Origin of the sequence: Arundinibacter roseus (assembly GCF_004348825.1) — a bacterium.
Classification (GTDB): domain Bacteria; phylum Bacteroidota; class Bacteroidia; order Cytophagales; family Spirosomataceae; genus Arundinibacter; species Arundinibacter roseus.
Genome location: NZ_SMJU01000008.1, coordinates 56,165 through 68,913 on the forward strand (window position 1 = coordinate 56,165; position 12,749 = coordinate 68,913).

Below are 12,749 nucleotides of genomic sequence, written 5' to 3' on the forward strand. Positions count from 1 at the left end.
TAAGTATGTTTGAAATCCTGCCTTGGGCAGATTACACTGAAACTAAACGCACAAGTGATGTTACGAAAGTTTTTGAAACCGATTCCGTTGCCAGCCTCTGCCGCTGCCGGAATCCTGCTGCTGAGAGTCGGCGTAGGAGTTTTGATGCTGCTGCACGGCTACGCCAAACTTCAACGAGCGCTGAGTGGTGATTTGGGATTTGCTGATCCGATTGGTCTGGGAGAAGAAGTATCGCTCTATTTGACGATTTTTTCTGAGTTTTTTTGCTCAATATTGTTAGTTATAGGGTTAGGCACCCGACTGGCTCTCATTCCGCTGCTCTTCACAATGGCCGTTGTTTTTCTTATTGTCCATGGCGACGATCCTTTTGGCGACCGGGAACATGCCCTGATTTTTTTTATCACCTACCTTACACTTTTGGCCACCGGTCCCGGACGATATTCGCTGGATCAGCGTTTGTTTTAAAGCATTATTTCAAACATTCTCTTCTATCAAAATGAACCTCAGAATCTGGTTAGCTATTCTATTTTTTCTCCCGGCACTTGGCGGCTCTGCGCAGGAACTGACACGCGCGGAAATGCAGAAGGATTTGATATTCCTGAAAAAGAAGCTGGATAACTGGTATCCGGGAATTGGCTATTACCTGCCGGAGAAAGATTTTCAGGCGCTGTATGATTCCATATATAGGAATGTACCGGAAACTTTACCTTACCTGAATTTTTACCGGGCGATAAACCCGCTCATCAGCGCTCAGAAAGATGGGCACCTGAATTTGATTCACCGGAAAAAGTACACCGACAAACACACGAAGGTATTTCCATTCCTGATTCGGGACGTAGACGGAAAATATTTTACGGCGTTTACAACTGCTTCTGATACGACGATTTGCCAGGGAACAGAAATTTTATGCATTGAAAATCAAGGCATTAAAGAAATTCATACTCTTTTGGCGGATAAATACCGGGCCGGTGCAGATGGCGATATTCCGACGGGGCGGTTTTTTCGGACACTCGTCAATTTTTCGGGTAGCTATGCCAATTGGTTTGGGGTTAAAGATTCGCTGAATGTTCAATTTATCTTGCCCGGCAGTCAGGATACGCTTAGTCGGTATGTAGCCTGCGAGACGTTCGATACGATCAATGCACGCCTCAAAAAGAAGTACGCCAAGGATTTACGCTCTACCCAAAACCTGCAATTGACCGAAATTGATAGTATAAAAAATGCGGCTATTCTGAATATTACTACTTTCTCTTCTTTTAAAAAAGGGAATCTATTGGGTAACCGATTTAACAAAAAACTTCGCCGGGCTTTTAAGACGATCGAAGAAAAAGGATACGAGCATCTCGTGCTTGACGTACGCAGCAACGGCGGTGGCGCGGTGGCCAATTCCAGCCGATTGTTGAGCTATATTTTGCCGGAACCCTTTACAGTTATGCGCTCGTCGAGCCTCAAACCAAAGGCGGTTTTTCCTTACGTTACCTCGCCAATTAACCCTATTAGTCCCATTCATTTTTTCTTTCATCATCACCGCGACCGCACCACAGGGCTTTGGAAAAGTGCTCCCGAACCGAAAAGATATACGCAACCTGCCAGAAAATATGCGTACCGCAAGCAGCTGTATTTTCTGGTGAATGGAGCTTCTTATTCGGCTACGGTGTCGGTGTTGGCACATGCCGAAAGTCAGGGCGTAGGCGTGCGGGTAGGCGAAACCCCAGGCGGAGCGTATTGGGGCGACTTTGCGGCGAGGTTTCGGGTGGTGAAGTTGCCAAATTCCCGAATCAAAGTCAGAATTCCACTCAAAACGCTGTATCATAACGTAAAGCCTTCTGAAAAATTCGACCTTGAACCTCACTATCCGGTCAGCCGAACGTACGAAGATCTCGTAACTTCCGGACGTGATTTTGGCGTTGAATACGTAAAAAAGCTTATTCTGGCAAAGGGAAAATTGGCAGAAAACTAAGTAGCTTTTCACTTACTTGAATTTTTGATTGATAAATAGTTGAGTAAAGCTTTTTTTACTAACTAAATCAATTAAACTTTTGCGCAGCTACTCCATTAAACGGGAGCTATCATTCTGTCGAACAAGAACCTATACCCTTATGAACACTCCCCTGACTTTACGTTTGGCTAGTCTGCTGCTTTTTAGCCAGGTTACAGCTGTTTTTGCCCAAAATCCAACCTTCAAAGCAGAAGTGATTGATGCCAAAATCAGCATTGGCTACGGCCTCGCCACCGGCGATGTAGATGGCGACGGACGACTCGACGTGCTGATGGCCGATCAAAAGGAAATTGTATGGTATCAAAATCCGGGCTCAGCAGGTAGTACATGGGTGCGGCATGTTCTGGCAGCTAACCTCACCGAGCGGGACAACGTCTGCATTGCGGCCCGGGATATTGACGGGGATGGAAAAGTAGAGGTGGCCGTTGGAGCGCAGTGGAATCCCGGCGAAACCCGCAATGCCAATGAATCTGGCGCGGTGTTTTATCTTATTCCCCCCGCTGATCGTACAGCGCGCTGGGAGCCCGTCAGGTTGCATCATGAAGTAACGATCCACCGCATGCATTGGGTACAGGATTCTGATGGTGCTTTCCAACTGATGGTGCTGCCGCTACACGGCGAAGGAAACGAAAAGGGCGAAGGAAAGGCCGTGCAGTTGATTGCGTTTGATGTACCTCAAAATCCGAAAGGACTTTGGGCCTACCAACTGGTCGACACGGGTATGCACATGACCCACAACATGGAGCCCATGGAAGTGAAAGGGGCGTTTTTGGGCATGGCTGTAGCCGGAAAAGAAGGCGTTCAGGTATTTCTGAAAGGCGTGGACGGCTGGGCAGCATCGGGCAACTGGATGGTACTTAATCAGGGAGTTGGCGAAATCAGAACCGGAAAACTGGGTACTAGTCAGCTTTTTACCACAACCATCGAACCAATGCATGGCAATAGCCTGGTCGTTTATACAAAAGATGCACGGGCTGTGCTAACGGACCGCCTCAATCAGGGGCACGCACTGGTCACAGGCGACTTTCTGGGCCTGGGGCGCGATCAGATTGTGATGGGCTGGCGCGAAAAAAATCCTGCCGAACAGGTAGGTGTACGCTTGTATATGGCTTCTGATCCGGCGGGGAGCACCTGGCAGGAATATGCGCTTGATGAAAAAGTAAACATGGCTTGTGAAGATATTCGGGCGGCAGATCTGGATGGCGACGGCGATCTGGATTTGGTAGCAGCAGGAAGAGCGACAAAAAATGTAGTGATCTATTGGAACAAACGAATCCCCTGAATTGCCGAGCGGATGGTCTGATTTTTTTAAGACTTTCAGCGGGCAACTTCCTTAGTATCTGTCGAGTTTGCCTTTCATCCAATTTTTTCGGACTACTTTACCTGACGTTGGGCCGCCTGCACAAAAACACCTCTTCCTCGGGATGTTTTTTGCTAACTTTGGTTGTATTCAAACAAACATTTGTTACTTCCTCAAACGGAATCAACCTTTATTAAAAAATTAAATCACCAATACTATGACTCCAACCCGTAAAGGCCATTTTATCAGAAAGGCCAAAGATATTACCATTAGCAGCACGCTTGCGTTTGCCATTTTGGCGAGTGGTATGATGCTGCCCGGCTGCGGCTCCAATGAAAGCAATGAGGCAGATTACTCCTATGAAGAAACTACCTATACCAAAGGAATTCGTTCGCATATTAAGGAGGTAAAACCCGGCGAATTCAAAATCACGGACGAAGAAACCGTAGAAATTGATAAAGCTGAGGCTATCGTCACGTACCTTGACGGACGCACCGAAACGATAAGTCCTGCAGCTGCCAAAAAACTTATAGATGAGGAAATTGCGGCTCAAAAAGACAGCACCCAATCGTCCTCCCGTCATCATTCGGGTTACCACAGAAGCGGGCTTTCGAGCATGCTGCTTTACGGAGGCATGGGCTATATGCTGGGCCGCACCATGAACAACGGCTACATGAACTCTTTCCGCGACCGGAACCCTAACGGAAGTGCGTTTTATAGCAATCCGGGCGCTTATCAGAAATCCCAAAGTGCATACAGTGATGTCAATGCTTCACGCACGACCCGCACCGTAACAACTCGTCCGACCGGTGGCCGCAGCGGCTTTTTCGGCAGTCGTTCTTCCGCCAAAGGTGGTGGATAAGCTGCCATTTGTATTAAATACAGTTTTATTTTTTTAGCTTTTTGGTGCCTAACCTGACTGCACTGATTCTTTTATGATTTCATTAAAAAAAATGCCGCAACATCCCGAAAATGCCCTGCGGAAATTGGGCTGGCAGTGGATGTTGGGAGAAGATACCCTGCCCTATCTGGTGCAGGAAGCTGTGGTAGTCAATGAAGCCGAAGCAGATGACTACTATGAAGCTGCCAAAACCCTGTACGGGATGTTTGTGGAGGCCGGCCAATATGCCATTGACCAATTATTGTTTAAGGAAATGGGTATTCCGGATAGCCTGGTGGAGCTCATAAAATTTACTTGGGAAGACGATCGTCACGTACATCTGTATGGACGATTTGACTTTGCGGGTGGTCTTGACGGACAGCCTATAAAACTTATTGAGTTTAATGCCGACACAGCCACTTGCCTGCCCGAAACTGCCGTGGTGCAATGGGCTCATTTGCGGGCAAATGGCATGGACGACAGCCATCAGTTTAATACACTTTTTGAAACGCTGACCAGCCAGTTTAGTTATATAAAGGATGTTAATCCAGACCTGACGCCCAGCTTACTTGTTACGACTCTCCGCGATTTTCCAGAAGACGATACCAATGTCGCACTTTTGGCAGAGGCCGCCAGAGAAGCTGGTTTTGACGTAGAATTCTGCTACATGGATGAGGTGGAATTTTCGGCAGAAGAAGGGGTTTTTTATCAAAATCCTGAAACAGGCGATTTCGTACGTTTTGATTTTTGGTTCAAACTAGTGCCGTGGGAACACATTGGTTTTGACGAGCCTGAACTCGCCCAGCTGCTAACTGACATGGTAAAAGACCGCCGGGTCGTGATCCTGAATCCGGCGTATACGCTACTTTTTCAATCCAAATATATTCTGAAAATTCTGTGGGACATGTTCCCGTATCACCCGCTGCTGTTGCAAACGGAACGGTACGTAATGCCGCACAAAAAGTCAGTCAGCAAGGTACTTTTTGGTCGGGAAGGAGCTAATGTGGCGATTTTGGAAAAAGGGGGAACTGTCCTGGAAAAGGTTGAAGGTGAATACGGTGATCAACGCAGCATTTACCAGGAGTACGTCGAATTTATGACTGACACTCAGAATTTTAAGTATCAGGCCGGGGTATTTTATGCAGGAGAGCCTTGTGCCCTCGGGTATCGCCGAGGAGGGCATATTCTGGACAATACCGCTCAATTTGTGGGACATATTATAGAGTAAAAATCCCCAACGCCTTCAAACCATTTTATGCCACCAATATTTTAAACCTATGACAACCTCTGACCAGAAACGTCTTGCCCTGAGGCCCGTCATTGCTACCGAGCCGGCGCAGAATCCGGCTGAAAAATTTCAGAACGAGGTATGGCGGCCCATTCTCAAATATCAGCACGACCGCCTCGAAGCACTTTTTCAGCAGCATATTTCAAAATATCGAATCGACCTTTCGTCTATGCCCGAAACCGACCGGAAGCGCTACGTAGGTAAAATGTTCCAAAAGGACGTTCCGCTACGTAACCAACTGTTAGGTGTTATTTTTGGCCTGATGACTGCCGAAGAATGGCAGCTTTTTGTCACCATGGAAAAAGACCTCAGTCGTCGATTACATGATTTACTAATTCAGCGAATTCAGAGTATGCTTTAAGAGTACCCCATCTAAAATTAAAAATCCCCCGTGGTGCAAATGCTGCATCACGGGGGATTTTTAATTGTTTATTTAATTTTAACCCAAAGGTTAGTCCCTTCTTCCCATCAAAATACTGACGTAGTAGAGTAGCGTTGCCAAAGAACCAATCGCCGCTACCAGGTACGTCCGGGCGGCCCATTTCAAAGCGTCCTTAGCCATGCCGTGTTCCTGTTGGGTGACAATTCCGTTGTTTTGAATCCAGGCCAATGCCCGGTTGCTCGCATCGTATTCAACGGGTAACGTAACAAAACTAAAAATTGTGGTAGCTGCAAAAAGGGCTACTCCAATAGCCAAAGGAATTGGCGTAGAGTTAAGCAACAAAATGCCGCCCAAAATAACCCACTGCATGTAGCGTGACGAAATGGTCAGGAAAGGAACCATTTGCGACCTGAACCGAAGCCAGGTATAAGCTGTGGCATGTTGCACCGCGTGGCCGCATTCGTGCGCTGCTACCGCTGCTGCCGATACACTCCGGCCATGATACACATCGGGGCTGAGGTTTACGGTTTTGTCCTGCGGATTATAGTGATCCGTCAGGCGTCCTTCTACAGAAAGTACCCGCACGTCATAAATCCCGCTTTGGCGGAGCATCTTTTCGGCAATTTCCTTGCCGCTCAGGCCCACACTCAGGCCCACCTGCGAGTATTCTTCAAATTTTCTTTTGAGCCGCCACTGCACATACATGCTGACGGCCATTACCAAAATACCTATTAAATATGCACCTGCCATTTTTTTTTCTGGTTTAATTGTTAAAAAAGGGTTTCTTTCAATACTAACGAAAAAAATGTTCAAAAGTAACGAGCCACGCTTTCAATAACTTTGTTTGATTTTTTCGATCAGGGAAGTTGTTGAATAACCTTTTACCAAAGGAATCGTTTTGACCTCACCTCCATTAGCTAATACAAAATCTGCACCAACGATTGTTTCCACAGAATAATCATCGCCTTTGACCAAAATGTCAGGTTTCAGCGCTTCAATCAGCTCTTTTGGCGTAGGTTCATCGAACAAAATGACAGTATCTACAAAGCTCAGCGCCGCCATCAAACGGGCGCGGGCATACTCATCAACCACAGGCCGCAGCGGGCCTTTGAGCCGACCAACCGAAGCATCCGTGTTGAGACCCAACACGAGGCGGTCGCCATGCGCCCGGGCTTTTTCGAGATAATCAATATGTCCCAAATGTACCAGGTCAAAACAGCCATTGGTAAATACCACGCGCTGTTGGCTACGTTGCCAGTCGGCTACCTGAAGCACAGCTTCATCGAGCCGCATAATCTTGCTTTCTGTTGTCAGCATATAACCTGAGTAATCAAATTTAGTGAGTAACCTGCTCTTTTACAGCGGATTCCTCAGTTGATTTATTTTTAAGCAAAACAATCAAAAACGAAATAGCTCCCACCACCAGCATGAAGACCATCTGCGTACCATGCACGAATGTGGCCAGCGTAATGCCATCTTTTTGAGTCAATCCGTATAAAATCATCACATTGCCCACCAGCAAATGATACGCACCGATGCCGCCCTGCGTGGGGGCCGTCATGCCGATTGCGCCAATTACGAGCAGGGTAAGCCCGGCCAATAGGCCCAAAGAGGATGTTTCGGGAATACAGAAAAACAGCACGTAGGAAATCAGAAAATAGAAAACCCAAATCATCAACGTACTGAGAATAAACAGACCAGGGCTCCGAAGCCGCCGAATTGTCAGCAGTCCGTCGGCCATTCCTTTCAGGAAATCGACGATTTTTCCTACCAAAGCATTTTTCAAAATCTTCTCCCGAAGCGATTCATTTTTCCATACCCACCAGGCAGCTGCGATCAGTACTAAAAAAACTACGCCAAGGATGATTAAAAGCGTGCTTGTTGACGACGTTTCGGCGCCGGGAGTTCCTGAAAGTTTACTTCCAAAAAAATCCAGGAAAAACTGACTTAACCGATCAAATTCAAGAAAGAAATTGAGCATGATGAGCAAGAGTAACGTCAATACATCAAAGACTCGCTCCGCAACCACAGTTCCAAAACTTTGATTTACAGGCACCTTTTCGAGTCGATACAGCGTCCCGCAGCGTGTTACCTCACCCATGCGGGGCACAATATAGTTGGCGAAATAGCCCGTTAAAACCGAAAGCAAGGTATTGGCCAGGGTTGGTTTATAGCCCAGAGGTTCCATGAGCATTTGCCAGCGCCAGGCCCGGGTTAAATGCGCCAAAAGCACCAGCCCGCACGACAGCGCTACCCAGCTCCAGTCGGCCTGAGCCAGGCGTTCCATCATGGCACTCAGGTCAATATCTTTAAATACATACCAGAGCAAAGCCCCGGCTAAACCCAGCGAAATGACATACCGTAATGCATTCTTCATGAAGTAGTGATTTGATCCTGGAAAGACAAAAAAACAGACGAAAGCCTAAATTTGATCCGTGACTTTCGTCTGCTGTTGGTGCAAAAACCGGGAGTCTTTGCATCTGATTTTCTAGTGTACGATGCGGTTGGCGTCGTCAGGAAAAACAACTTGCGGCTGAAACGATTTGGATTCTTCCTGTGACATACTTCCGTAAGCAATGATAATGACCACATCGCCAACCTGCGCCTTTCGGGCGGCGGCTCCATTCAGGCAGATAATACCCGTCCCTCGTGCACCTTTGATGGCGTATGTGACAAGACGTTCGCCGTTATTGTTATTTACCACATGTACCTGTTCATTCTCGATGATTCCCACCGCATCCATCAAATCCTCATCAATAGTGATGCTCCCGACATAGTTCAGTTCGGCCTGCGTCACTTTGACCCGGTGGATCTTTGACTTCATAAGGGTAATTTGCATGATCGTAATTTTTGTAAAAGTCGTAGAATGCAAAGACGCATCCGGCACTAAAAAACCCGCCAAATGTACGCCTAATATTTACATCAGTCAAAACAACAGCAAAAACAAGCTGGTTCACAGAAAAATAATACAGGTGGTGACTTCATCTCAAAATCAGAAATTTATATCTTGTGTAGTTTTATTCCATATCCAGTTTTTCCTTCCAAATCTTTCCCTTTTGTATGGCAAAATACACAATGAATACCCCTTGGGTTGATTCACCATTTCTGAAAAAAGAACTAGAAACTTCGTCTCTTGATGAAGCCACCAAAGAGCAGGTTCGTCAGTATGCCGAAAAAGGGTATCTGATTATTGATACCGGCCTGCCCGAAAGTACCTTCGATCGCATCATTGAACTTCTTCAACCGCACTTCAAAGATCCCCGCATTCAGGATGCCTGGACAATTACCCCCTTAGTGAAAGAGGTAGCGGGCTGTACCAAAATCATGGACATTCTGCGCATTTTGTATCGGCGTGAACCTTTTCCTTTTCAGACGCTGAATTTCCACGTAGGCTCGCAGCAACGAACGCATAGCGATGCCATTCATTTTTATTCTATTCCGCAGCGCTTTATGTGCGGAGTTTGGGTAGCGCTGGAAGATACCGACGAAACTAACGGCCCGCTGCACTACTATCCGGGCAGCCATAAGTTGCCGTATTATGACATGGCCGATATTGGGCTGATGGGTTCAAAAGATGTTTCACAGTACAACCAATACATTGAATACGAGAACTTTGTGCAGGATTTGATGGAAGCTACCGGACAAAAGAAAGAAGTATTTCGGGTAAAAAAAGGACAGGCGTTGATTTGGGCCGCCAATTTGTTTCATGGAGGCGAGCCCATTCTAAGAGCCGGAAGTACGCGGCACAGTCAGGTTACGCATTATTTTTTCCAGGATTGTATGTATTACTCCCCGCTATGGTCTGACCTGCCCATCGAAAAAATGTACATGCGACGCCCCATGAATATCCTGACCGGGCAGATTATGGAAAACAGCTACCTGAATCAACCAGTACAAGGTCGGGTCGGTTTTAGCCCGCTGACGGATTATAAAAATGATCTTGAAAAAACACTTCGTTCATTGAAAAGAAAACTATCGGGCCGATAACCGGAATTTTTCCCAACACTCGTTATAAGTAATAACGGAGAAAAAATATCTTTTCCTGTCATTACATTCATCGAATTAACCATTCAGTACGTATAACATGACCAAAAAAGACCCAAAAGATGCCGTTTCACGGCGGGATTTTCTACAAAAAAGTACAGCTGCGGCCATTGGTGCATCGGCCCTCGGAAGTTTTTTCATCGTTCCCCGTCATGTATTGGGTAAAGGCTACCGCGCCCCGAGCGACAAACTTAATATTGCCGGAATCGGGATTGGCGGCAAAGGCTCGTCGGATATTCGGAATGCCTTCAACAATGGCAACGAAAACATTGTGGCGCTCTGCGACGTAGACTGGAACCGGGGAAAGGAATCGTTTGATAAACACCCCAACGCAAAAAAATATACTGATTTCCGTAAGATGTTTGACGAAATGGGCAACAGCATTGACGCCGTCACCATTTCTACACCGGACCATCAGCACGCCGTTGCCGCTATGGCTGCCATGCAGCTTGGCAAGCACGTGTACGGACAAAAACCGCTGACGCACGATATTTATGAGGCTCGTATGCTGACCGAAGCTGCCCGTAAGTATAAGGTCGTTACGCAAATGGGAAATCAGGGAGCGTCAAATCCCGGTCAGCGTCAAATGCAGGACTGGTTTAAAAAAGGCCTCATTGGTACAGTAAAAGAAGTGCAGATCTGGACAAACCGCCCCGTATGGCCACAGGGAATCCCGGTACCAACCCAAAAATTTCCGGTACCCGACGGAATCGACTGGGACTTGTGGGTAGGAACTGCGCCGTGGGTCGATTATAGCCCCGCCTGGCATCCGTTCAAATGGCGCGGATGGTGGGAATTTGGCACCGGTGCACTCGGCGATATGGGTTGTCACCTGATTGACCCTCCTTTCCGGGTGTTGGGCCTTGGGTATCCTACCGAAGTAGAATGCAGCGTGGGTTCGGTTTTTCTGAAAGACTGGACGCCGGAGTATATTCCCGAAGGCTGCCCGCCTTCATCACGGACGCAGCTCAAATTCCCTGCTACGAAACTCAACAAATCGGAAGTGACCATGATTTGGTACGACGGAGGCCTGCGTCCCGCTCACCCCGAACTGATACCCGCAAATGATCCGATTGGCGACAATGACAGCTCAAACGGCGCCATTTTGATTGGCGACAAAGGCGTAATGACCTGCGGAACCTACGGATTGGTGCCAAAGCTCTATCTCAAAAATGGGGATAAACTGGAAATGACCAAAGGAGCGTTTGACAATAAATACACCGCAATGCCCGAATACGGACATCAGACGTCGTGGACTGATGCCTGCAAAGCAGGTTTCAACAGCAAAGAACACAAGGAACTGACGTCTTCGTTTGACTATGCCGGACCGTTGACCGAAACCGTCATTATGGGTAACCTTGGCATCCGAAGCTACACGCTGCGTGAAGCTACTGCGGACGGTCGCGGGTTCAACTATCCTGGTCGTAAGAAATTGCTGTGGGATGGTAAAAATATGAAGGTTACTAACTTCGACGCTGCCAATCAGTTTGTAAAGCGTGAGTACCGCGGTGACTGGAAATTGGGTGTGTAAATAATTTAGATAAATAGAAAAAAGGTCTGTGGATGCATCGTGCATCGGCAGACCTTTTTTTGGGCTTTTGGGATACTTTCAGTTCAGCTCCTTCTCGTCCTCAACGGCCTGCTTTACAACTAACCGAATAACCGTAAAGCCTACTCCGGCAAGAACTATGTAAATAATAAACGGAGGTGTCAGCATTCGCATCGGTTGGTAGTCTGTTTGATGGAGAATGACCACGAAAAAAGGAATGAGGTAAAGATACGGGACGATAAAGTTTATTATTTTTTTCATGAAGAATGTCGTCTAAGTTAGATACACATAACTTGATATGTTCTAAAAAGTTACGGACATTTTTTCATTTACGAAGAAGACATAGCTAATTGGACCTCTGCCAGAAATCGGGGTACCTGCACCCGCGGGTCGCCGTCCAGAGTTTCAATTGGAATATATCCCCGATATCCAGATTTTATGATTAGCTCCATGAGCCGTTTCAAATCCGGAACCTCTTCTTTTCCTGTCCGATAGATTTTCTCTTTAATCTGCCAGGTATAGGCATACGGGGCCAAACGAGCAATTCCCTCGTAAGGATCACCCGCCCGCAGACTTCCAATATCCAGATTAATTCCCAGCCACTTAGAATCGATTTTTTGACGAATGTACAATACCTGATCCACGGTTTTGAGGAGTTCGTTATGGTTTTGAAGCACAATCATGACACCATGTTGTTCGCCATAAGCGACGCATTGCTGCAAGCTTTCAACGACCCAATCCAGCACTTCTTTTTCTGAAAAACCTTTCGGCACCCCTTTTCCTGCAAAAACCCGCAACACGGGAGCATCCAACTTGGCCGCAACCTCTACCCATTGCCGCACAAGCTCCACATCCGCCGCTCGCTTTTGGGCATCGCTCACAGAAAAATCAGTTCGGATGCCGGTCCCGCTTATATCCAAACCGAGTAAAAAAGCGGTTCTTTTCAGCTCAAAAATATAGGCATCCGAGGGGACTGCCGGATAACCCGGAAAATAATAGCCCGTGGGGTCAACGGCTGCAAAACCTACATCTGAACAAAAAGCAAATACCTCTTCCAGGGTCATTTCACCTTTCCGAAGCGGATTGTTGAAGGAATACAAATTACAACTAAGTTTGAGTCGCTGAGGAACTTCTTTCTTTTGTTGCAGTGCCCCAGAAAATGCCATAGGCATCAGCGGAGTAGTTTTGAGGAAATCTCGTCGACTGAAAGTCATTCTTTACTTAGTTTAAGAGATGAAAAAAGGATTGAAGTAAAAAGCCCATTGCCCTAGGTTGCTAAAATAGTCAAGTACATAATCCAGCTTAAA

14 protein-coding genes are annotated in these 12,749 nt (G+C 46.9%); 8 read left to right on the forward strand and 6 right to left on the reverse strand.

Features of this window, described 5'->3' with window-relative positions:
- The first annotated feature begins 9 nt into the window (after positions 1 to 9).
- From EZE20_RS13645 to EZE20_RS13670, 6 genes are all read left to right on the forward strand, one after another.
- Entirely contained in the window at positions 10 to 465 is a 456-nt protein-coding gene (locus EZE20_RS13645) for a DoxX family protein (protein WP_228713746.1), read from the forward strand.
- Positions 466 to 496: 31 nt separating this feature from the next.
- Complete coding sequence (locus EZE20_RS13650) at positions 497 to 1,960, forward strand: S41 family peptidase (protein WP_132118544.1); 1,464 nt, start codon at positions 497 to 499, stop codon at positions 1,958 to 1,960.
- Between the two features lie 139 nt (positions 1,961 to 2,099).
- A complete protein-coding gene (locus EZE20_RS13655) occupies positions 2,100 to 3,281 on the forward strand; it encodes an FG-GAP repeat domain-containing protein (RefSeq protein WP_132118546.1) in 1,182 nt (393 codons plus the stop codon).
- Between the two features lie 235 nt (positions 3,282 to 3,516).
- A complete protein-coding gene (locus EZE20_RS13660; RefSeq protein WP_132118548.1) occupies positions 3,517 to 4,161 on the forward strand; it encodes a hypothetical protein in 645 nt (214 codons plus the stop codon).
- A 73-nt stretch (positions 4,162 to 4,234) separates the two neighbouring features.
- Positions 4,235 to 5,407, forward strand: coding sequence for a glutathionylspermidine synthase family protein (locus tag EZE20_RS13665; protein WP_132118550.1), 1,173 nt, complete (start codon positions 4,235 to 4,237; stop codon positions 5,405 to 5,407).
- 49 nt (positions 5,408 to 5,456) lie between these two features.
- Entirely contained in the window at positions 5,457 to 5,828 is a 372-nt protein-coding gene (locus tag EZE20_RS13670) for a glyoxalase (protein WP_132118552.1), read from the forward strand.
- A gap of 90 nt (positions 5,829 to 5,918) precedes the next feature.
- Here the strand turns inward: EZE20_RS13670 and EZE20_RS13675 are convergent, their stop codons facing one another.
- The 4 genes from EZE20_RS13675 to panD form a co-directional block, all read right to left on the reverse strand.
- The gene (locus EZE20_RS13675; protein WP_132118554.1) at positions 5,919 to 6,599 is read right to left on the reverse strand and encodes a zinc metallopeptidase; all 681 of its coding nucleotides are present in this window, start codon (positions 6,597 to 6,599) and stop codon (positions 5,919 to 5,921) included.
- 81 nt (positions 6,600 to 6,680) lie between these two features.
- Entirely contained in the window at positions 6,681 to 7,166 is a 486-nt protein-coding gene (rfaE2, locus tag EZE20_RS13680; protein ID WP_132118556.1) for a D-glycero-beta-D-manno-heptose 1-phosphate adenylyltransferase, read from the reverse strand.
- Positions 7,167 to 7,185: 19 nt separating this feature from the next.
- A complete protein-coding gene (locus tag EZE20_RS13685) occupies positions 7,186 to 8,226 on the reverse strand; it encodes a lysylphosphatidylglycerol synthase transmembrane domain-containing protein (RefSeq protein ID WP_132118558.1) in 1,041 nt (346 codons plus the stop codon).
- A 111-nt stretch (positions 8,227 to 8,337) separates the two neighbouring features.
- Complete coding sequence (panD, locus tag EZE20_RS13690) at positions 8,338 to 8,688, reverse strand: aspartate 1-decarboxylase (protein WP_132118560.1); 351 nt, start codon at positions 8,686 to 8,688, stop codon at positions 8,338 to 8,340.
- 221 nt (positions 8,689 to 8,909) lie between these two features.
- Between panD and EZE20_RS13695 the strand changes: the two genes are divergently transcribed.
- Both EZE20_RS13695 and EZE20_RS13700 read left to right on the forward strand, forming a co-directional pair.
- Positions 8,910 to 9,836, forward strand: a complete 927-nt coding sequence (locus tag EZE20_RS13695; protein WP_132118562.1) for a phytanoyl-CoA dioxygenase family protein — start codon at positions 8,910 to 8,912, stop codon at positions 9,834 to 9,836.
- Positions 9,837 to 9,933: 97 nt separating this feature from the next.
- Entirely contained in the window at positions 9,934 to 11,424 is a 1,491-nt protein-coding gene (locus EZE20_RS13700; RefSeq protein ID WP_132118564.1) for a Gfo/Idh/MocA family oxidoreductase, read from the forward strand.
- 78 nt (positions 11,425 to 11,502) lie between these two features.
- On the opposite strand, the gene EZE20_RS13705 is transcribed toward EZE20_RS13700, so the two are convergent.
- Complete coding sequence (locus tag EZE20_RS13705) at positions 11,503 to 11,703, reverse strand: hypothetical protein (protein WP_132118566.1); 201 nt, start codon at positions 11,701 to 11,703, stop codon at positions 11,503 to 11,505.
- Between the two features lie 68 nt (positions 11,704 to 11,771).
- Positions 11,772 to 12,656: a sugar phosphate isomerase/epimerase family protein gene (locus EZE20_RS13710; RefSeq protein ID WP_132118568.1), complete on the reverse strand. Its 885-nt coding sequence runs from the start codon at positions 12,654 to 12,656 to the stop codon at positions 11,772 to 11,774.
- Positions 12,657 to 12,749 lie beyond the last annotated feature (93 nt).

Coding starts and splice junctions, on each gene's coding strand:
- EZE20_RS13650 (WP_132118544.1), top strand. CDS start 497: ATGAACCTCAGAATCTGGTTAGCTATTCTATTTTTTCTCCCGGCACTT.
- EZE20_RS13655 (WP_132118546.1), top strand. CDS start 2,100: ATGAACACTCCCCTGACTTTACGTTTGGCTAGTCTGCTGCTTTTTAGC.
- EZE20_RS13660 (WP_132118548.1), top strand. CDS start 3,517: ATGACTCCAACCCGTAAAGGCCATTTTATCAGAAAGGCCAAAGATATT.
- EZE20_RS13665 (WP_132118550.1), top strand. CDS start 4,235: ATGATTTCATTAAAAAAAATGCCGCAACATCCCGAAAATGCCCTGCGG.
- EZE20_RS13670 (WP_132118552.1), top strand. CDS start 5,457: ATGACAACCTCTGACCAGAAACGTCTTGCCCTGAGGCCCGTCATTGCT.
- EZE20_RS13675 (WP_132118554.1), bottom strand. CDS start 6,599: ATGGCAGGTGCATATTTAATAGGTATTTTGGTAATGGCCGTCAGCATG.
- rfaE2 (WP_132118556.1), bottom strand. CDS start 7,166: ATGCTGACAACAGAAAGCAAGATTATGCGGCTCGATGAAGCTGTGCTT.
- EZE20_RS13685 (WP_132118558.1), bottom strand. CDS start 8,226: ATGAAGAATGCATTACGGTATGTCATTTCGCTGGGTTTAGCCGGGGCT.
- panD (WP_132118560.1), bottom strand. CDS start 8,688: ATGCAAATTACCCTTATGAAGTCAAAGATCCACCGGGTCAAAGTGACG.
- EZE20_RS13695 (WP_132118562.1), top strand. CDS start 8,910: ATGGCAAAATACACAATGAATACCCCTTGGGTTGATTCACCATTTCTG.
- EZE20_RS13700 (WP_132118564.1), top strand. CDS start 9,934: ATGACCAAAAAAGACCCAAAAGATGCCGTTTCACGGCGGGATTTTCTA.
- EZE20_RS13705 (WP_132118566.1), bottom strand. CDS start 11,703: ATGAAAAAAATAATAAACTTTATCGTCCCGTATCTTTACCTCATTCCT.
- EZE20_RS13710 (WP_132118568.1), bottom strand. CDS start 12,656: ATGACTTTCAGTCGACGAGATTTCCTCAAAACTACTCCGCTGATGCCT.